The 19,447-nt window shown below is 68.8% G+C and carries 21 protein-coding genes; 6 read left to right on the top strand and 15 right to left on the bottom strand.

Annotated features, from left to right (window positions below; translation table 11 throughout):
- Positions 1-5: 5 nt before the first annotated feature.
- Positions 6-566 carry a hypothetical protein gene (locus tag ACTU3I_RS06450; protein WP_442924834.1) on the bottom strand — a complete coding sequence of 187 codons (561 nt, stop codon included), beginning with the start codon at positions 564-566 and terminating at the stop codon, positions 6-8.
- A gap of 113 nt (positions 567-679) precedes the next feature.
- Between ACTU3I_RS06450 and ACTU3I_RS06445 the strand changes: the two genes are divergently transcribed.
- The 3 genes from ACTU3I_RS06445 to ACTU3I_RS06435 are packed head-to-tail and all read left to right on the top strand — an operon-like array spanning position 680 to position 1,838.
- Entirely contained in the window at positions 680-1,024 is a 345-nt protein-coding gene (locus tag ACTU3I_RS06445) for an ArsR/SmtB family transcription factor (protein ID WP_442924833.1), read from the top strand.
- Entirely contained in the window at positions 1,021-1,707 is a 687-nt protein-coding gene (locus tag ACTU3I_RS06440) for a cation diffusion facilitator family transporter (protein WP_442924832.1), read from the top strand. Before ACTU3I_RS06445 ends, ACTU3I_RS06440 begins: the two co-directional genes overlap by 4 nt.
- On the top strand, positions 1,704-1,838 hold the full coding sequence (locus ACTU3I_RS06435; RefSeq protein WP_442924831.1) for a hypothetical protein: 135 nt from the start codon (positions 1,704-1,706) through the stop codon (positions 1,836-1,838). Before ACTU3I_RS06440 ends, ACTU3I_RS06435 begins: the two co-directional genes overlap by 4 nt.
- Before the next feature lie 49 nt (positions 1,839-1,887).
- On the opposite strand, the gene ACTU3I_RS06430 is transcribed toward ACTU3I_RS06435, so the two are convergent.
- Both ACTU3I_RS06430 and ACTU3I_RS06425 read right to left on the bottom strand, forming a co-directional pair.
- Positions 1,888-3,270, bottom strand: coding sequence for an FAD-dependent oxidoreductase (locus ACTU3I_RS06430; RefSeq protein ID WP_442924830.1), 1,383 nt, complete (start codon positions 3,268-3,270; stop codon positions 1,888-1,890).
- 10 nt (positions 3,271-3,280) lie between these two features.
- Positions 3,281-4,039: an MIP/aquaporin family protein gene (locus ACTU3I_RS06425; protein WP_442924829.1), complete on the bottom strand. Its 759-nt coding sequence runs from the start codon at positions 4,037-4,039 to the stop codon at positions 3,281-3,283.
- 48 nt (positions 4,040-4,087) lie between these two features.
- Here ACTU3I_RS06425 and ACTU3I_RS06420 point away from each other — a divergent pair, with 48 nt between their 5' ends.
- Together ACTU3I_RS06420 and ACTU3I_RS06415 are read left to right on the top strand one after the other, a co-directional pair.
- On the top strand, positions 4,088-4,762 hold the full coding sequence (locus ACTU3I_RS06420; RefSeq protein ID WP_442924828.1) for an arsenate reductase/protein-tyrosine-phosphatase family protein: 675 nt from the start codon (positions 4,088-4,090) through the stop codon (positions 4,760-4,762).
- A 21-nt stretch (positions 4,763-4,783) separates the two neighbouring features.
- Positions 4,784-5,182: an arsenate-mycothiol transferase ArsC gene (locus tag ACTU3I_RS06415; protein ID WP_442924827.1), complete on the top strand. Its 399-nt coding sequence runs from the start codon at positions 4,784-4,786 to the stop codon at positions 5,180-5,182.
- Positions 5,183-5,240: 58 nt separating this feature from the next.
- Here the strand turns inward: ACTU3I_RS06415 and ACTU3I_RS06410 are convergent, their stop codons facing one another.
- On the bottom strand, positions 5,241-6,560 hold the full coding sequence (locus ACTU3I_RS06410) for an FAD-dependent oxidoreductase (protein ID WP_442924826.1): 1,320 nt from the start codon (positions 6,558-6,560) through the stop codon (positions 5,241-5,243).
- A gap of 92 nt (positions 6,561-6,652) precedes the next feature.
- Between ACTU3I_RS06410 and ACTU3I_RS06405 the strand changes: the two genes are divergently transcribed.
- Positions 6,653-6,997, top strand: a complete 345-nt coding sequence (locus ACTU3I_RS06405) for an ArsR/SmtB family transcription factor (RefSeq protein WP_442924825.1) — start codon at positions 6,653-6,655, stop codon at positions 6,995-6,997.
- A gap of 100 nt (positions 6,998-7,097) precedes the next feature.
- Here the strand turns inward: ACTU3I_RS06405 and ACTU3I_RS06400 are convergent, their stop codons facing one another.
- The 11 genes from ACTU3I_RS06400 to ACTU3I_RS06350 are packed head-to-tail and all read right to left on the bottom strand — an operon-like array spanning position 7,098 to position 19,332.
- Complete coding sequence (locus ACTU3I_RS06400; RefSeq protein WP_442924824.1) at positions 7,098-8,351, bottom strand: amino acid deaminase; 1,254 nt, start codon at positions 8,349-8,351, stop codon at positions 7,098-7,100.
- 2 nt (positions 8,352-8,353) lie between these two features.
- On the bottom strand, positions 8,354-8,758 hold the full coding sequence (locus tag ACTU3I_RS06395) for a RidA family protein (protein WP_442924823.1): 405 nt from the start codon (positions 8,756-8,758) through the stop codon (positions 8,354-8,356).
- A 58-nt stretch (positions 8,759-8,816) separates the two neighbouring features.
- A complete protein-coding gene (locus tag ACTU3I_RS06390; protein WP_442924822.1) occupies positions 8,817-9,659 on the bottom strand; it encodes an IclR family transcriptional regulator in 843 nt (280 codons plus the stop codon).
- Complete coding sequence (locus ACTU3I_RS06385; RefSeq protein ID WP_442924821.1) at positions 9,649-10,758, bottom strand: NAD(P)/FAD-dependent oxidoreductase; 1,110 nt, start codon at positions 10,756-10,758, stop codon at positions 9,649-9,651. The genes ACTU3I_RS06390 and ACTU3I_RS06385 overlap by 11 nt, the downstream gene beginning before the upstream one ends.
- The gene (locus tag ACTU3I_RS06380; protein WP_442924820.1) at positions 10,755-12,356 is read right to left on the bottom strand and encodes an N-acyl-D-amino-acid deacylase family protein; all 1,602 of its coding nucleotides are present in this window, start codon (positions 12,354-12,356) and stop codon (positions 10,755-10,757) included. Before ACTU3I_RS06380 ends, ACTU3I_RS06385 begins: the two co-directional genes overlap by 4 nt.
- 7 nt (positions 12,357-12,363) lie before the next feature.
- Entirely contained in the window at positions 12,364-13,485 is a 1,122-nt protein-coding gene (locus tag ACTU3I_RS06375) for a pyridoxal-phosphate dependent enzyme (RefSeq protein WP_442924819.1), read from the bottom strand.
- The gene (locus ACTU3I_RS06370; protein ID WP_442924818.1) at positions 13,482-14,513 is read right to left on the bottom strand and encodes a Gfo/Idh/MocA family protein; all 1,032 of its coding nucleotides are present in this window, start codon (positions 14,511-14,513) and stop codon (positions 13,482-13,484) included. Before ACTU3I_RS06370 ends, ACTU3I_RS06375 begins: the two co-directional genes overlap by 4 nt.
- Positions 14,514-14,545: 32 nt before the next feature.
- Positions 14,546-15,997: an aldehyde dehydrogenase family protein gene (locus ACTU3I_RS06365; RefSeq protein ID WP_442924817.1), complete on the bottom strand. Its 1,452-nt coding sequence runs from the start codon at positions 15,995-15,997 to the stop codon at positions 14,546-14,548.
- A 20-nt stretch (positions 15,998-16,017) separates the two neighbouring features.
- Positions 16,018-16,833: a carbohydrate ABC transporter permease gene (locus tag ACTU3I_RS06360; protein WP_442924816.1), complete on the bottom strand. Its 816-nt coding sequence runs from the start codon at positions 16,831-16,833 to the stop codon at positions 16,018-16,020.
- Positions 16,826-17,872 (bottom strand): carbohydrate ABC transporter permease, encoded by a 1,047-nt coding sequence (locus tag ACTU3I_RS06355; protein WP_442924815.1) that lies wholly within the window; start codon positions 17,870-17,872, stop codon positions 16,826-16,828. The genes ACTU3I_RS06360 and ACTU3I_RS06355 overlap by 8 nt, the downstream gene beginning before the upstream one ends.
- Entirely contained in the window at positions 17,869-19,332 is a 1,464-nt protein-coding gene (locus ACTU3I_RS06350; protein WP_442924814.1) for an ABC transporter substrate-binding protein, read from the bottom strand. Before ACTU3I_RS06350 ends, ACTU3I_RS06355 begins: the two co-directional genes overlap by 4 nt.
- Between the last annotated feature and the right edge of the window lie 115 nt (positions 19,333-19,447).

Raw genomic sequence — 19,447 nt, 5'->3', positions numbered from 1 at the left:
GTGGTCTACATGTCGGGGTAGCCGCGCCGACTGTTCTCGACGGCCAAGCCGAACCCGTCACGGATGATCCGCGCGGCCTCGGCGGGCGAGGCATCCTCGGTGTCGATCAGGATGTCCGCGGGCGGTACCTCCACCGGCGAATCGTCGGAGGACCGGAGGCGCTGCAGCGTCTCGACGCTGGCGAGCTTGCGAAACTGCCGGCGATCGTCGTTCTCGATCCGTCGCTCCTGCTCGGCCATGGAGACGCCCAGACTCGCGAACCGCACGCGGCCGCCGCGCTCGCTGACCACGGATACCGCACGCTCGGGGAATCCCGGCAGGACGGTCGCCTCCGGCGCGAACGTGAAGATCAGCGATCGTCCCGCTTCCGCGGCGGTGGCGAACGTATCCAGCCAGAAGCTCTCGCGCAGCCGCACGAATTCCGGTGACCCGAACTCGAGCACCTCGAGAAGGAGGTCGACGACGAGGTGGTTGTGGAAGACGGGGATTCCCGTGAGCTCGGACAGATGCCGAGCGACGGTGAGCTTTCCCGCGGCCGCGGGGCCGTGCAAGAAGACGAGATCCATCCATCGACGGTAGCGGGCGCGCGCCGTCGTGCGAGCCGCCGCCTCTCGCGGGCCGGCATGGAGCTGTCCGTACACGTTTCGCTTTATTCAGTGTTTCCTGTACCGTCAGACGCATGTCGACTGCGACCACCACGGCGACGATCACCCACACCGCGGCGCTCGCGCGCCTCGGCCACGCTCTGTCGGACGCGACGCGCGCGGGTGTCCTCCTCGCACTGCGCGAGGCGCCGGCGTACCCCTCCGACCTCGCCGATGCTCTCGGCGTCTCCCGTCAGGTGATGTCGAATCAGCTCGCCTGCCTGCGCGGCTGCGGCCTCGTCGTGGCGGTGCCGGACGGCCGCCGCACCTGGTACCGGCTCGCGGATCCACACCTGGCTCCGGCCCTCGACGAATTGCTGCGCGTCGTCCTGTACGTCGAGCCGGGCTGCTGCGCCGGAGAGACGTGCACCTGCGCATGACCACCACGCGCGCCCGTCGAGAGGATGACCGGACGCAGGTCCTGCACCGGCGCATCCGGTGGATCGTCACCGCGACGATCGCCTACAACCTCCTCGAGGCCGTCATCGCGATCACCGCCGGCACGGTCGCGTCCTCCGCAGCACTGATCGGGTTCGGCCTCGACTCCACGATCGAGGTGCTCTCCGCGGCCGCGGTCGCGTGGCAGTTCACCCGCCGCGAGCCGGAACGGTGGGAGAGGGGCACGCTGCGCGTCATCGCTGTGGCGTTCTTCGCCCTGGCGGCCTACGTCACCGTCACATCCGTGCGGGCACTCGTCGGCCGCGTCGAGGTCGAGCATTCGACGATCGGCATCGTCCTCACAGCCGTGAGCGTGGTCGTGATGCCGTTCCTGTCCCTTGCGGAGCGACGCGCCGGCCGCGAGCTGGGATCGGCCACGGCCGTCGCAGACTCGCAGCAGACCCTCATCTGCACCTACCTGTCCGCAGCGGTGCTCATCGGCCTCGTCACCAACAGCCTGTTCGGCTGGTGGTGGGCCGACGCGATCGCCGGTCTCGTCATCGCCGCCTTCGCGATCCGGGAGGGCGTCGAGGCGTGGCGCGGCGACGCCTGCGCGACGTCGGTGGGGATGCTCCTCGATGACGAGCACGACGATCAGGACGAGCACCAGCACGCTCACGGATGAGAGCAGCCGCAAAGCGGCTCATCATCAGCGGCGCCGGGCAGATCACCGACGTCGTCCGCCGCTCCCGGACGTTCGAGACACAAGCCGAGCCGTGGGCCGCCCTGTCTTCGTCGGCGGGGAACCGCTCGTGATCGACCGGTGGACCGTCTTGGAAGACAGCGATCGAATCCGCCTCCCGGGTCAGGCGCTCACGAGCGAACGCGACTCCCGCTCCCACGCCTGGGTCGCCATTTGCACCGCGTCCCACGGGGAGCCCAGCGGCGGCGTGTAGGACAGGTCCAGGTCGCTCATCGCCGCCACCGTCATGCCGTGATGCAGGGCGGCGGCGTAGGTGTCGACGCGCTTGGAGATCTCCGCGCCGCGGGCGCCGACGAGCTGCGCGCCGAGGAGATGTCCATCGCGGGCGTCTCCGGTGATGCGGATGCTGATGGGCGTGGCTCCGGGGTAGTAGCGCTTGTGGTCGTCCGCGATGGCGGTGTGGCTGTGCGGCGCGTAGCCGGCGGCGGTGGCTTCGTGATCGCGAAGACCCGTGCGGGCGGCCACGACGTCGAAGACCTTCACGACCTGCGTGCCGAGGCTGCCTGCGAACCGGGCGTTGCCGCCGATCGCGTTCTCTCCGGCGACGCGGCCCTGCTTGTGCGAGGTGGTTCCGAGTGGAAGGTAGGTGACGCCGAGAAGGCGGTGATGGGTGACCACACCGTCGCCGGCGGCCCACACGTTCGGCAGACCGGTGCGCATCTGCTCGTCGACGACGACCGCGCCGCCGGCACCCGTGCGGGCGCCGGCGTCGGTGAGGAGGCCGGTGTTGGGCCGGACGCCGACGACGACGAGCACGAGGTCGGCGCTGAGAGAGAAGGAGTCACCTTCGCGGCTGCCTGTGACGGTGAGTCGGCCGGCATCGCGGCTGACGGCTTCGACGCGGGTTCCGGTGAGCACATCGACACCGTGGCGGGTGAGTTCGTTGTGAACGAGGGAGCCGAGTTCGGGGTCGAGGGTGGGGAGGACTTCGGGGCCGCGCTGGAGCTGGGTGACGCGGAGGCCGCGGACGGTGAGGGCTTCGGCCATTTCGAGGCCGACGTAGCCGGCGCCGACGATGATCGCGGTTTCGGGCTGGTGCGCGTCGAGGTAGCGCTCCAAAGCGAACGTGTCGCCCATCGAGTGCAGAAGGTGCACGCCGTCGTCGGGGCCGAGCCGGTCGAGGCCCGCGATACCGGCGGTGGACGGGGAGGCGCCGGTGCCGACCACGAGTTCGTCGTACGCGATCGTCAATTCGGTGCCCGCCGCGTCGCGGACGGTGAGCTTGCGGCCACCGACGTCGATGCCGGTGGCCAGGGTGTCCAGGCGGAGGTTCATGCCGGTGGCTTCAAGGTCGGCGCGGGTGCGGTGTGCGAGGGACTGCCAGGGCTGCACTTCCCGGGAGAAGTAGTAGGGGATGCCGCAGATGGAGAAGTTCGGGTAGGAGTCGGCTACGACGACGGTGACGTCGACGGCGGGATCGAGTTCGCGGGCGCGGAGGGCGGTGGAGATTCCGGCGTCGCTTCCGCCGATCGCTACGAGATGCATGAGTCGCCTTTCAGGGCTGGGTTTCGGGTTGCGTGGGAACCACGACGGCGCCGGCGGTGCGGTCGGCCGTCGGGTAGAAGGCGATCGTCAGTGCTAAGCCGAGGGCGGCGCCGACGAGTTGTGCAAGAACGAAGGGAGCCACCGATCCGGGGGCGATGCCGGCGAAGGTGTCGGTGAACATCCGGGCGATCGTGACGGCGGGGTTGGCGAACGATGTGGAGCTGGTGAACCAGTAGGCAGCACCGATATAGGCGCCGACCGTGGCCGCGGTGACCGCGCCGTTTCCGGTGCGGGCGAGGGCGAAGATCAGCAGCACGAGGCCGGCGGTCGCGACCACTTCGCCGATCAGGTGCCCGCCGGTCGCGCGATCGTTCGAGGAGAACGCGGGACCAGTGGTGAACATCAGGACCGCCAGGAGGGTTCCGCCGATGCCCCCGAGGATCTGCGCTCCGACGTAGGGGGCGAGGTCGCGCAGCATCAGCCCGCTCCTCAGACGGCGGCCGAGCAACCAATCCGCGATCGACACCACCGGGTTGAAGTGCGCCCCGGAGACGGGGCCCAGCATGAGGATCAGCACTGTCAGACCGAGCGCGGTGGTCAGGCTGTTCTCGAGAAGCTGCAACCCCGCATCCCCCGGCGACAAGCGCTGCGCCGCGATCCCCGACCCGACCACGACCGTGACCAGGAGCCCGGTGCCCACGAACTCCGCCGCGGCACGGCGCAGCAAATGGGGTCGCCTCGGCGAGGGGTGAGATCGGCTTGCGTTCATGTCGCCTCATCTTGACGCGACGAAGGTAGTTCAGTCAAGATTGACACAATGAACGCTGAACGAACTGAGTCGGTGGAAGCGAGGGCCGCGAAGCACGCCGCCTTAGGCGATCCGACGCGCCTGCGGATCGTCGACCTGCTGACTCTGGGCGATCTGTCTCCGTCGGAGATTCGCATGGCGCTCGGCATCCCGGGAAACCTCCTCACCCATCACTTGAACGTGCTGGAGACGGTGGGGATAGCGGCACGGACCCGGTCCGAGGCCGACAAGCGGCGCAGCTACGTTCACCTGACCGATACCGCCCTCCACGGGCTTTCGTCCGGCCGTGTCGAGCGGGCAAGCCGGGTGGTGTTCGTCTGCACAGCGAACTCGGCCCGCTCGCAGCTGGCGGCCGCGCTGTGGTCAACGCGCAGCAGCATCCCCGCCGCGTCCGGAGGCACGCACCCGGCGGAGCGGATCGACCCGGGCGCGATCGCCGCAGCCGACCGGCACGCTCTTCCGCTGAGCGAAGAGGCTCCGCGGGCCCTGGAAGCGGTGGTGACCGATGCGGATTTCGTGGTGACCGTGTGCGACAACGCACACGAAGAACTCGGCACGACCGGGCACCTGCACTGGTCGATCCCCGACCCGGTGCGCGTCGGCACCGACGAGGCCTTCGATACCGCCTACGACGAGCTGGAACGCCGCATCGGGGGCCTCGCCCCGCGACTCGCCGCCAGCTGAACCAACCCAGAAAGAGCACCCGTGAGCGATCACACCCCTACCGTCCTGTTCATCTGCCAGCACAACGCCGGCCGCTCCCAACTCGGCGCCGCCCTCTTGGAGCACCTCGCCGGCGACCGGTTCACCGCCACCTCCGCGGGGCTGTCCCCCGCCGAAGAAGTGAACCCCGCCGTGGCCGCGACGGTGGCTGAGCTGGGCATGGACATCACCGGCCGGGTGCCGCGTGCGGTCACGACAGTGGACCTGGATGCCGCGGACGTCGTGGTGCTCATGAAGCCCGGCCTCGCCCTGCCGTCCACGCCCCGCGGTGAAGTTCTGGAGTGGTCCTTCCCGAACCCCGAAGCATGGAATGCCGACGCGATGCGGCCGCTGCGCCAGGCCGTGTCTGACGAGATCACCGCGACTCTCCTGACCCGGTAGAGACGGGAGCGAAAGCGCGGCCCCGCTGCGCACTGCCCTCCCGTCGGTGTTCTCGCGCTCAGACGGCCGCGGGCGCCCGTCCGATCTGAAGCACCTGCGCCGGCGGGGCACAGCAAGCCCCGCCCAGAGGCGCCCCGGACGCGTCGAACAGGCCGGCCCCGCCGCACACACCGGTGTCGGGCAGCACGAGCTCCACACGACGGGCAGCCTCATGATCACCCGCGAGCTCCGCGACGACGCTGCGCACCTGCTCGTACCCGGTCAGCGCGAGGAACGTGGGTGCACGCCCGTACGACTTCGCGCCCACGAGGTAGAAGTCCGGTTCCGGCTGCGCCAGGTCGACGGCACCGGTAGCAGCCACCGAGCCGCAGGAATGCACGTGGGGATCGACCTCCGCAGCGATCCGCACCGGGGCTTGCAGTGTCGGATCGAGTTCCAGGCGCAGCTCGGACAGGAACGACAGGTCGGGGCGGAACCCGGTGAGGACCACCACGCGATCGGCGGTGAGGGCGCGGCCGTCCTCGGCGACCAGTACCGGCCGGTCGCCGTCACGGGCGATGCGCTCGACGCGGAATCCGGTGACGAGCGAGACGAGGCCGGCGTCGACGAACTCCTCAGCCTTGATCCCCAGGGCGCCGCGGGCGGGCAGCTCGTCGGCTTCGCCTCCGCCGAAGGCGTTGCTGACGCTGGCCCGGCGCAGCGCCCACGTCACGGTGGTGTCGGGGTTGCGGCGGGCCATGCGAGCCAGCGCGAGGACGGCGGTGACGGCCGAGTGCCCGGAGCCGACGACGACCGTGTGCTTGCCCTCAAACCCTTCGCGGTCGCTGAAGTCGGGGATGCGGTAGGTCAGCAGTTCAGCTGCCGCCTTCTCTCCGAGAGCGGGCAGACCATCTGCGCCCGCCGGGTTCGGAGACCGCCAGGTGCCCGAGGCGTCGATGACCGCGCGCGCCTGGAGCCGGTACTCCTCCCCCTCGACCGGTTGCACATGCACCGTGAAAGGCTGCTCGCCGCGGCCGGTATCGACCAGCCGATCACGGCCAAGACGAGACACCCCGACCACCCGGGCTCCGTACCGGATGCTCTCGCCCAGCTCGGCAGCGAGGGGTGCAAGATAACCGGTGATCCACTGCGCGCCCGTCGGATACCCGGTCGTCGGCGTCTTCCACCCGGTGGGCTGGAGAATCCGTGCACCGGCTGCATCAACCAGCTCCGGCCACTCCGAGAACAACCGCACATGCCCCCACTCCGCCACCGCGGACGCCGGCCCAGCGCCCGCCTCCAACACCACGGCGGGGACGTCTCGCTCGGCCAAGTGAGCAGCCGCGGCGAGTCCCTGCGGGCCCGCACCGATCACGACAACAGGCAACGCGCTCTTCATGCGAACCTTCCCTCGACGTATCGACAAAACTCGATGTATCGAGATTGCTCGATGTATCGACGACTGTCAATGTGTCGTGCCAGAATCGAGGGATGACGACGATGCTGCCCGTCCTCTCCGACGCCGCAACCTGCTGCGCCCCGGTCACGGGCGGCGTCCTCACGGCTGAGGCGGCGGAGCGGATCGCCCATACCTTCAAGGCCCTGGGCGACCCCACGCGCGTCCGATTGCTCTCGCTGATCGCCGCCTCGACGAACGGGGAAGCCTGCATCTGCGACCTCACCGGACCGGTCGGCCTTTCCCAGCCGACCGTTTCGCACCACATGAAGCTTCTCGTCGACGCCGGGCTCGCCACTCGCGAACAGCGCGGCCGGTGGGCCTACTACCGCGTCGTCACCAACGCTCTCGAACAGGCCTCGGACGCACTACGCCCGTGACCGGGCAACGTCGCCGTCTAGTGCCATATCGCATCGCTCACGCAGGACGATGTCTCGGTCGAGTCCCGCGCGCCGCCGACACCCGGAGACTCGGCCGAGGTCAGAACAGGGTTGCGAGGGCTCCCGTAACCGACGGAGAAGGCGACGAAGCGCCATCCACCACCGCCAGCGCGCGCCACTTGTCGAACGCTGTACACGGATGCGACAACCCCAGCTTCACGACATCGCCCACGCGCAACTCCGCCGTCCCCGAGCCGCGTACGAACGCGTGCTGATCGTTCACGCCCGTGACGACAGCATCCGGAATCACCCGCTCACCCTCGCCGAGCACACCCTCGATCACAGGAAAGTCGATGTCGACCGGCACGTCTCGACGACCGGCGTCCAACAGTACGAGACCCGGTTCGGGCGCGCTGATCACGCGCGCCCAGACGTGGATCGCCGGCTCAAGCGGATCGGGAACGGCCCCGGTACGAAGCGGCGACACCCGCTCGTAGAACCCCGAATCGTGCACTTGGAAGGCCCCCGACCGGATGATCAACTCGACCTCGCCGGCGAGAGACCCGAGACGCTCCGCCACGAAGTCGGGGTAGGTGCTCCCCCCGGCCGACACGATCGGCAGCACCTCGCCGAACCACCCGCGCGCCAAAAGCTCCTGCGCGAGCACGCCCAGCGTGTCGAGGAAGCCGACGACCGCCGCGACCGCGCCATCGGAGCGGTCACTGCCGAACGGACCCTCATACCCCGCGACACCCCGCAATCGAAGCGACGCCCGCGAGCGAACGACGTCCGCCACCGCGATCGCGTCCTCGACCGACCGCGCGCCCGTTCGACCGCCGGGGCCCCCGAGGTCGACCAGCACATCCATCGGCCGCGCCGCACCGTACTCCTCCAACACGCCCGCCAACCGCTCGGCCACCTCGACGGAGTCGGCCCACACCCACAGCTCCGCTTCCGGATCCCCGTCCAGGATGTCGGCGAGCGCGCGAATCGCGACGGGGTCGACGAGGTTGTTCGCGAGAAGGGCGCGACGAACACCGTAGGAGAACCCGGCGCGCACCTGCCAAGGCGTGGCGAACGTGATCGCCACCGCGCCCGCATCCAGCGCGGAATGCCACAGCGCGGGCGACATCGTGGTCTTCCCGTGCGGTGCCACCCCGATGCCGCGAGCAGCGGCCCACTCGATGAGTCGCCGCTCGTTGCGATGAACCCGGCCCATGTCCACCGTCATGACGGGTGTCTCGAACCGGGCGAGCGGCACCGCGATGTCGCTCGCGGTCGACAGCGTTCGGCCGGACAGTTCGGCGGGGAACCCCTTCAGATCAGCGGAGACGACGACGTCGGGAACCGGCATCGTCAGTTCGACAGCACCGCGAGCGCGTCGATCTCGACGAGCATGTCGGCGTGCGGCAGCACCACGAAGATCGTCGTGCGGGTCGGAAAGACCCCCGACGGGCAGTGCTCGCGCACATATTCGCCGTACACCTCGTTCATGGCCGCGAAATGCTCGCGCTCCGTGAGGAACACACGGAGCGACACGACATCGTCGAAGGTGCCGCCGGCTCCCTCGACGATCGCGCGGATGTTGTCGAGGGTGCGGACGGTCTGCTTCGCGAGGTCGCCCTGGTGCAGGTACGCGCCGGTCGCGGGGTCCTGCGGCCCCTGACCGGAGATCGTGACGAGATCGCCGGCGCGCACCCCCTGGGAGAACGGGGCGATGGGGCGGGGGGCTCCGTCGGTGACGACCTGCTGCTTGACCATGCGGTCTTCCTCTCTCTTACTTCGGTTCGGGGGAACGCTTCGCCCCGTTCGGAATGTGTCAGGGTGCCGCGCGAAGCGCCACTTCGGCGGCGGCGCGCGCATCCGCGTCGCTGGCGCCGAGGCGGCGCGAGATCTCGCGGGCCGCGTCCCGCACCACTCCTCCGAGCTCGTCGATGCGATCCCGGTCGAATCGGAGGGACGGCGTCGAGACGCTGATCCCCGCGATGGGCTGCCCCGACATATCGGTGATGGCCGCGCCGAGGCAGCAGATGCCGATCTCGTTCGCCTCGAGATCTTGGCCGAACCCCCGCGCGCGGATCGCGGCGAGGGTCGCGTCGAGATCTTCCCGCGTGACCGTCTCGCCGTACGTCAGCCGCGATGACTCGATCGTCTTCGCCACGACGTCTTCATCGGAGGCGGCGAGGATCGACGTGCCGATCGCCGTTCGCAGCGCCGGGTTTGTCCCCCCGATACGGGAGACCATGCGCACGGCGTTGGGGCTGTCGAGCTTCTCGATGTAGACGATGTGCGGTCCCGAGAGAACCCCGAGGTGGACGGTCTCCCCCGTGATCTGGCGCAGCTCCGCAAGGACCGGCCGCGCCTCGGTGCGCAAGTCGAGCCCCTCGGCGAGCGATGCGGCGAGAATCGCGGCCCCCACCCCGATCGCGTACCCGCCCTCGGCGGTCTCCCGCACGAGGTCGTACTTGCGGAGCGTCCCCAGCAACCGGTGGAGCGTCGGCACCGGTTCTTCGAGATGCCGGGCCAGCTCGGTCAGCGAAAGCCCGCTCGGGAACCGCGCGAGCTCGATCAGCGTGCGCGCCGTGCGGTCCACCGCCTTCGTCCCGTCGGGGCCGCGCTTCCCGTTCGGCGGCTGGTTCTCGACCATCGGTTCAACGCCCATGTGCCCCATCCTTCTTTCCGGCGAGCACTCGCCCACCATCGCCGAGTCGGTTCCGCACCTCTGCGGCGACGTCGGTCGACAGCGCGGGGCTCGTCTGAATGCCGTAGCCTCCCACACCCGCGAGCCAGTAGAAGTCCGGGACCTCATCATCCCACCCGACGACCGGCAGGTGATCGGGTGCGAAGACGCGAAGTCCGGCCCACGCACGGTCGACATCACCCAGGGGAACCGCGAGGATGCCGCCGGCCCGAGCGATGACGGCATCAACGACCGCGGGATCGGGGCGGACGTCCCCCGCCGCGACCTCCGTCTCGTCGGAGGGGGAGATGAGAAGGGCGCTCCCGTCGGGCCGCGCGTAGAACGTTCCGTCGACGTTCGAGACCATCGGTGCACCCGAGAGGCCTTCGTCCAGGCGCGCGTCGGTGATAACGACCGTTCGCAGATACGATCGGAGGCCCCGCGGGGCCGCGCCGAACAGCGGGGCGACCTCGTCCGCCCACGCGCCCGCCGCGTTGACCACGACGCGTGCCGACACGGCGTCGCCTGTCGTCCGCACCCGCCACGCTTCACCGTCCCGGGAGACCTCGACGACCCGGTGCCCGGGGAGCACGGTGAGCCCGGCGTCGACCCCGTCGCCGAGCGTGTGGTCGAGCAGCGCCGGCACGTCCACTTCATAAGCGTGCGCGTCGATCGCGGCCGCAGCGAAGAGGCCGGGGCGGACGAGGGGAAGAGCGTCGGCGATGTCGGATGCGGTGACCGCGACGAGCGCGGAATGATCAGCGCTGAGCGCGGCCAGCGTGCCGAGACCACCCTCGGTCGCGAGCCAGCCGAGCGGTCGCTCGCGGAGGATCGTGCGGCCGGCCTCGGCCTCGAGCGCGCGCAGCATCTCGATGCTCCGCGCCGTCAGCCGGCGGATCACCGCCGGACCGTAGGACGGCTGCATCTGGCGGGCAGACCTGCTGGACGAGTGGGTCGCGATCCGCTCCTCCGCCTCGACGAGGACGACCCTCGCCGAGCGGGCGAGACGCGCGGCGACGGAGACGCCAACGATCCCTCCGCCCACGACCAGGGCGTCGGCCTCGTGGGCCACCGCGCTCACCGGGCGCCCGCCACGACGCGTTCGCGGTGGAGCCTGCCCGCGCCGACCGCGCCAGGACCCGCGCCCCAGGCGACCCTCCCCGCGACGTACACGGTATCGAGCCCCGCTGTCTCCTCGCGCGGTGAGTTGAAGTCGGCGCGGTCGGAGTAGACGCGCGGGTCGATGATCTGCAGGGCAGCAGGCGATCCCGGCGCGATGACCCCGGAATGCAGACGGAACCGCCGGGCGGTCGCCCCCGTCATCCGGTGCACCGCTTCGTGCCTCGACAGCACACCTCCCTGTCCTGCGTAGCGCGCGAGCACCCGAGGGAAGGTCCCGAACAACCTCGGGTGGACGTAGCCGTGTTCGCGCGGCAATCCGTCCGATCCGACGATCGTGTGCGGCCATGAGAGGGCGGCCTTCATGCCCTCGATGTCGGTCTGGAACAGCACGACCGTGATCGCCCCGCCCTCCTCCCGCATCAGATCGGCGAAGCACTCCGCCGCGTCCTGCCCGCGGAAGGCGGCGATGTCCGAGAGCCGCATGCCTTCGAGCCCGACGTTCGCCTCCGTGCCGAAGCCGGCGAGGAGGATCGCTGCAGGTCCGAGCGTGTGGAAGTAGTTCTCGAGCGCACCGGTCCACGGACGCCGCATGTCGTCGAGCGCTCGACGGCGCGCCGCCGGGTCGGCGAGCACCTCGAGGAGGGAGTCCACTCCACGGTCGGTCGACCAGCTGGGAAAGAGCGTCGCCGCGGTCGTGCTGCCGGCTTCGTACGGGTAGATATCGGCGGTGACGTCGAGCCCGTCTGCGCGCGCGGCCTCGAGCTTGTCGATGATCGCGGGCATCGTGCCGAAGTTGCGGGGACCGGTGACCTTCAGATGGCTCACGTGCACGGCGCAGCCGGTGCTCCGCCCGAGGACCAGGAATTCGTCGAGCGAGGTCTGCAGGAGATCGGCCTCGTTTCGCACGTGAGCGACGAGGACCTTACCCGCCCGCGCGACGGCGCCCGCAATCGCCTCCAGCTCGTCGCGCGCGGCCGCGTTGCCGGGCGAATACATGAGGCCGTAGGAGAGGCCGGTGGCTCCCGCCGAGAGCGCCTCGTCGAGAAGCCCGACGACGCGCGCCGTCTCGGCTGCGGTCGCCGGTCGACGCTCCATCCCGAGAACGGCCGAACGCAGCGGCGCGTGGGGCACGAGGGCGACCACATCGAGGGCGAGCTCGGCACGGTCGAGCGCGTCCAGATAGTCGCCGAAAGTGCCGTAGTGCTCGTCGGGGAAGGGCCCGAGGATCGGCGTGGAGTAATCGCGTAGGGCGGCTCCGGCGCCCGAGGGCGCGCACCCATGGCCGCAGTTGCCGATCACGGTCGTCGTGACTCCCTGCGAGAGCTTCGGAGCCATCGCACCGGGGCGAAGGAGCGCGGCGTCGTCGTGCGAGTGAGCGTCGATGAAACCCGGCAGGATCTCCCGCCCGCGCGCGTCGACGATCCGGTCGTCCTCCCGGGCCGCGAGACTCGGGCCCACCTCGGCGAAGACGCCGTCGCGGATCCGCACGTCGGCCTGACGGGGGTCCGCTCCCGTGCCGTCGATCACGGTCCCGCCGCTGATCAGGATGCTGCTCACTCGAACCTCACTCCACCCACTGCGCCGCGATCGCCAGCGCCTCGTCAGCGCTCTCGGCGCGGACGGGTTCGGCGTCGGGCGTCAACGGTCTTTTCATTCCATTCCCCGTGATGAGGCAAACCACGCGCTCGCCGCGCGCGACGGCCCCGGAGCGCGCGAGCGCCGGGAGCGCCGCGACGCCGAGGGATCCCGCCGGCTCGGCGTAGACACCAGCGCGGCGAGCCAGCGCGGCACGAGCCTCGTCGGCCACCGCATCCTCGACCGCCACCGCGACCCCGCCGCTCCGACGCAACGCGCGCAGGGTGCGCGTGCCGTCGCCGGCATAGCCGCGGAGCGGGTCGTCGAGCCCCGAGACCGTCGTGGTGACCGTCTCCCACTCGCGAACCTCCTCGTCGCCCGCCTCGAAGGCCCGGGCGACCGGAGAACATCCCGCCGGCTGCGCCGCGATCACACGCGGGATGCGGCCCACCAGACCCCGCGCGCGGAGGTCCTCGTAGCCGGCTACGACCCCGTGCACGAGCGGCCCCGCGCTGGTCGGAACCACGATCGCGTCGGGGGTGTCGTCGAGCTGCCCATGGAGGTCGAAGGCCACGCTCCGGAGAGCGTCGACACCGTGCGGGTTGACGTAGGTGGTCGTGACGTTGACGAGGTTCTGCGTCCGCGCGATCTCCGCCGCAACACGGAAGGACTCGCTGTAATCGCCGGTCACGAGGAGCACGCGAGACCCGTAGGCGGCGCTGGCGCTGATCTTCCCCGGCGGGGTATTCGCGGGCATGACGAGGATCACCGGTAGCCCGGCCCGAGCGCCGTACGCCGCGGTCGACGCCGCAGCGTTGCCGCTGGATGCGCAGACGATGCCGCTCGCACCGTCGGCCACCGCCCGCGCGACGCCGGCCGCGACCAATCGGTCTTTGAACGACCCGGTCGGGCATAGCGAGTCGAGCTTCAGCACGACATCGCCGAGGCCCAGTTCCCCGGCGAGCCTCGGGTCGCGCACGACCGGGGTCATCGACTCCCCGAGGCTCAGCCAGGCGAGTTCCGGCGCGAGGCCGAGAGCCTCGGAGTAGCGCCAGATGCCCGGCTGAGCTGCCTCGAGGGTCATACCCCCGGCGCCCGGGAGCGCCGTCATTTGATCAGATCGGCGAGCTGGACCGGTTGCTTGGTGTCGATCGAGGTCAGCGCCGCCTCGATCATCGCCGTGTTCACCATGGCCTCACGAAAGGTGCACTCCGGGGTCACGCCGTCCAGGACGCAATCGACGAAGTACTTCATGGGCGCGTACATGTAGTGGTCGAGTTTGCCCCAGCGGTCGGGCTTTCCGAGCGGCACCCATGGGTAGAAGTACTTCTCCTGGGTCGCGAAGGAGAGGCCAGAGAAGTCCTGGTCGTATTCGACCTTTCCGGTCTCGCCGTAGAGCACCATGTGGCAGTCCGTGACGCTCGGGTTGGAGTTCGGCACCACCCACGACGTCTCGACGACGACGTTCGCACCGGAGGGGAAGCTCACCATCGTCTGCATCGCGTCATAGGTGTCAACGCCCTGCCCGGCCAGAATGCCCTTGTGACCCGTCGCGTAGATCGACTGGGGCTCCTCCCCCACGATCCAGTTCATGAGGTCGAACAGGTGCGGGTAGAGGAACCAGTGCGGCCCGGACTTCCCCGCCCATGACAGCCACTTCTGGGCGACCTCGATCGCGTCGGAGAGGCGGATGTATCCCATATGAGGCTTTCCGATGCCGCCCTCCTCCACGGTGTCCTTGATGAGCGACCACTCCGGGCTCCAGCGCAGGTGGAAGTCGACCATTGAGATGCCCGTGGAGACGTCAGACAGCCGCACCAGCTCGCGCGCCTCTTCCAGGTTCGTCGTGAGCGGCTTCTCGACGAGGACGTTCTTGTTCGCCTTCAAGAGTGTCGAGACCGGCTCGAAGTGCGCGAAGTCAGGTGTTGCGACGCTGAAGGTCGTGATGTCGCTCGCGGCGAGCTCCTCGACGCTCGTCGTCCAGTCGCAGCCATACTTCGCCGCGATCTCCTTCGCGCGATCCTCGTTCATGTCGCAGACGACCGCGATCTCGCTGCGGTGGTAGTCGTTGTAGACGAGCGGGTGGTTCTGTCCCCAGATGCCGAGGCCGACGACGCCGACCTTGAGCTTTTCCGACATTCCTGTTTCTCCTTATCGTTGGATGAGATGGCTCAGAACGAGCGGGTGTCGAAGGTGATGGTCTTGATCTCGGTCATCTCCAGGAGCGTGTGCATACCGCCCAGGCGCCCGAGTCCCGACATCGTGCCGCTGCCGCCGCCGAAGGGGATGTGGATCTCCCAGTAGGTCGACGACTCGTTGATGTTGACGATCCCGGCCCGAAGCTGCTCCGCCACCGCGAACGCGCGCGATGCGCTCCGCGACCACACCGAACTGGAGAGCCCGAATTGCGGCGCCTGCGCGATCCGCACCGCGTCCTCGGCGGAGTCGACGGGAACGAGCGGGACCACGGGGCCGAACGTCTCGTGCGTCACGATGTCGGCGAGCGGGTCGACTTCGGAGAGCACCGTGGCGCTGTAGTAGAGGTCGCTTCCCAGCTCCGGCTTGCGTGAGCCACCCTCCAGGACCTGCGCGCCGCGGCGGCGGGCGTCATCGATGTGACTGTCGGTCTTCGCCGCCGTGGGCTCGTTGTTGAGCGGGCCCATCGTCGTCTCGGCATCGTCGGGCCGGCCGAGTCGCACCTTCCGGGCCTCCTCGGTCACGAGGCGGGCGAGCTCGTCGTGCACCGAACGCTCCACGAGCACAACCTCGGTAGCCGCGCACGTCTGACCGGCGTTGAAGTATGCGCCGGAGGCGATCGCCGCGGCCGCCTTGGGCAGGTCGGCGTCGTCCAGGACGATCGTCGGACCGTTGCCGCCGAGTTCCAACAGCAACGGCTTCCCGGCGGCGCGACGGGCGATGCTCTGCCCCGTCACGGTAGAGCCCGTGAAGCCCACCGCATCCACGCCAGGGTGCGCGACCGCGGCATCGCCGACGACGGCGCCGGGGCCGGTGATGAGGTTGAGCGTCCCGGCCGGAACCCCCGCCGCCGTGATCGCCTCGGCGAGGAGCACCGCGACATGGGACGTCGTGGGAGCCGGAACCCAGACGACCGCGTTGCCCGTGGCCAGCGCGGGAGCGAGGTACTCCGTGGGGATGTTGACCGGGAAGTTCCACGGCGTGATGACCGCGTACACCCCCCGTGGACGGCGGATGCTGAGCACCCGGACGTTCGGGTCCTCCGCGAAGGGGATCGTGCCGTCGAGGTGACGGACGTGACCGGCCGCGTCGCGGAAGCCCTTGGCGGCGGTGAGGACCTCGCCCCGCGCCTCGGCGCCGACTGGCTTTCCTTGCTCGGCCGAGAGCACCGCGGCGATCTCGTCCACGCGGCGCTCGAGCTCGCCGGCGACCGCCTCGCACCATGCGGCGCGCTGCTCGACGCCGGTGCCGCGGAGGACGGCCGCGGCCTCGCGGGCGGCAGCGACGGCGCGATCGACGTCGTCGACGTTGCCCTTCTGGAGTTCGGCGATGACCTCGCCGGTCGATGGATCGGTCGAGGTGAACACCTCTCCGCTGGCGGAGTCGACCCATTCGCCGCCGATGAGGAGCTGGTCGCGGAGTGTCATTCCCGTGTTCCTTTCAGAGTTCACTTGACGGCGCCGAAGGTCAGGCCGCTGACGATGTGCTTGCGGAAGATGAAGAAGAGCACCATCGGCACGATCATGCTGATGACCGCGGTGGCGCCGATGTAGGTCCAGTTGACGCCGCTCGTGGCGTAGAAGCTGAGGGCGCGGACCGTCAGTGGCACGCTCGAGCCGCTCGTGAGCGGCATGACGAACAGCAGGTTGTTCCACCCGAAGCAGAACACGAAGATTCCCGCGACGAGAAGGCCAGGACGCAGCACGGGCAGGAAGATCTGCACCAGGATGCGGCCGCGCGAGCAGCCGTCCAGCATCGCCGCTTCTTCGATCTCGACCGGGAGCTCCTCGAAGAAGCTCTTGAGCAGTAGCACGGCGAGGGGAATCGAGAACGTCTGAAACGCGATGACCGCCGCCCAGTTCGTGCCGACGACGCCGATGGAGGTCAGCATGATGAACAGAGGGATGACGAAGATGACCGGGGGCGCCAGCATCAGCGTGAGGTACCACTGTCCGAGGATCGTGCGTCCCCGGTAACGCCAGCGGGTCAAGCCGTAGCAGGTCATGATCGCGATCGGGAGCGCGATGAGCGTCGCTAGACCCGCCTGCACGATGCTCGCGATGAGCGAGTTGAAGCCGCCGCCGTTGGTCATGAGGTAGACGAACGGGCTGAAGTCGGGCACGAAGACGAATTGCAGCGGATCGTTGGCGGTGATCTCCGTGGGGCGGATCGCCATGAGCAGCATCCACACGACCGGGAAAAGGAAGAACAGCGCGGTGACGACGAGCGCCAGGTAAAGCAGAGGGCGGGTGAGCTTACGCATAGCGGTCCGCCTTCCGGTTCGAGACGTAGAAATAGATGTTGATGAAGACCCCCACGATGATCGACGCGATCATGGTGAGCGCCGACGCGAGGCCGATGTTGTACTGGCTGAGCCCGGCCATGAAGACCTCGAAGCCGATCGTCGAGGTGCTCCCGCCTGGGCCGCCGCGGGTCTGGACGTAGATGATGTCGAAGACGTTGAACGACTGGATGAAGCGGAGCATGGCGACCGTTGCGAGGGCCGTCCCGATAAGGGGCAGGGTCACCGACCACAGGATGCGGACGCCTCCGGCGCCGTCCACGCGGGCGGCCTCCACGACGTCCTCGGGAACCCCCTGCATGGCGGCGAGCGCGATGAGTGCGACGAACGGGGTCCACTGCCACACGTCGGTGAACATCAGCGCCGGCATGGCCGTGGCGGGGTCGCCGAGGATGCCGGCGTCGGGAACCGAGATGCCGATGCGTTCGAGCAGCACCGCGATGAACCCGGTGTCGTTCGTGTACATGCTCCGGAAGGCCAGGCCCGCGACAGCCGGGGCGATGGCGACGGGGAGGATGAGGATCGAGCGGACGACGTTCACGCCGAAGAGCGCCTGACGGAGCAGAAGCGCGAGGAGGATCCCGAGGATCACCTCGATCGCGGTGACGGTGACGGCGAAGACGACGGTCTGCCAGATGGACTGGAGGACCGTGGGATCGGTAAGGGCTCGAGCGAAGTTCGCGAACCCGATGAAGTCGCCGGGGCGGTTGGACACGCCCAGGTTGTAGAAGCGGAAGCTGTTGACGACCGCGAAGACGAAGGGGTACATGCTGACGATCAGCAGCACCACGATGCTCGGGATGAGCCAGGGGAACGGCCCGCCGAGGAAGCGGGCACCGAGCGACCTGCGCCGAACCGCGACGATGGGATGCGCCGAGGCGTGGGTGCGGGTGTCGGGATCGGTGTCGATCGCCATGATGGCCTTTCGGGGTGCGGGGATGAGGATGTGGCGACGCGCCGGCCCGCCCGCGGGCGGCGGGCCGGCGCGTCGGGGACTCACCCGGCGCTGAGCTTGTCGATCAGCTCCTGCGTGCGCTCCGGAGTGTCGTCGTAGCTCTCGCCGCTCCACGGGATGAAGCCCTCATCCTCGTTGATCGTCGTGACGTCGGTGTTGAGGGTCCTGGCGGTTTCCTCCGCGGAGACGTCGTTGACCAGCATCCTGTTGAGCGTGTTGCCGATCGACTCCTCGAGCGTCGCGTAGTTCTGGATCGGCGGGCGGACGGCCTTGCCGTTGCCCTGCGAGATCACGTCGAGCTGCGACGGGAGGTAGGGGTAGGCCTCGAGGAGCTCGGGGTCTTCGTAAAGCGACTCGCGGCTGAAGTCTGAGAACTGGCGCATGTCGAGCAGGGCCATCTCCTTCTGAGTCTCCGCGCTCGTGGCCCACTTGACGAACTCCCACGCGGCCGCCTTCTTCTGCGAGTTCGCACCCACACCGAACGCGAAGCCACCGATGTTGATGGCCTGGTCCACGCCGGGCTGCTGCGGGAGCGCAGCGATCGCGTAGTCGTCCGCGGCCGGCGACTCGGTGGTGCCCATGTACTCCGTGCGCTGCACGAGGTAGTTGTAGGCCGACCAGTGGTACATCATCCCGATGTCGCCTGCTCCAAAGCGGGTGCCGGCGTCGAACCACACGTAGTTGACCGCCTCCGCCGGCGAGTTGGCGAAGAGCTGCTTGTAGTAGTCAAGCGACTCGATGCTCTCCTCCGACTCGAAGTCGGGGGTGAAGTTCCACTCCGCCGCCTCGGGGAAGGCTTCGAACCACCGCGCGCCCTTGCTCGCCGGGATCTGCGAGTACATGTGGTTGATCGGCTGCGGGCCTGAACCGAGCACGACCGTGCCGAACATGTCGGTCCCGTTCACGTTCTGGCCCTGGATCTGCTCGACGATCTCCATGTACTTGTCCCACGTCCAGTCGGGCGAGCTCTCGGTGGGCGGAGCCTCGATCCCCAGTGCTTCGAAGACGCTCGGACGGTAGAAGACGTTCGTGCCGTAGGTGGCGACGGGGAGCGTGTAGAGCGACCCCTTCCATTCGCTCAAGCTGTAGAGCGACGCGGGGATGAAATCCTCGATCTGGACCTCGTCGTTGTCGGCCGTGATCCAGTCGTCGAGTGGCTCGAGCCACTCCGACTCGGCGAAGCGTGAGAGCCACATCGAGTCGGGCGCGATCACGTCGATATCCCCCTGATCAGCCATGAACGAGTTCGTGGCGCGGGAGTTCAGGGTGTCGTAGTCGACGCCTTCGAGGTTCACGGTGATCCCGGTTTCCTCCTCGAACTCCGGGATGACCTCCTCGAGCGCGTAGAAGAACGGGTCCTGAAGGGCGAGAACGCTGATCTCGGTGCCTTCGAGGTTCTCGTCATTCAGGACTTCCGACGAAGAATCGTCGCCGGTGCACGCCGAAAGCGCGAGGGCGCTGATGACCAGCGCACTCGCTCCGGCGACAACGCGTGAGCGTCGCATTCGCATGGTGCCTCCTGGGAAAGGGCTCGCAGGCCGAGCCGTCATGGGTGGCGCCATTCTATTCTGGAAGTCGTTTCCAAAATCAACCCCCTGTTCGTTAGAGTGAGGCCACGAG

Source organism: Microbacterium sp. RD1 (assembly GCF_052220165.1).
In the GTDB taxonomy this organism is placed as follows: Bacteria; Actinomycetota; Actinomycetes; order Actinomycetales; family Microbacteriaceae; genus Microbacterium.
The sequence above is the reverse complement of the archived record's forward strand: the minus strand, read 5'-3'. Positions and strand labels throughout refer to the sequence as shown.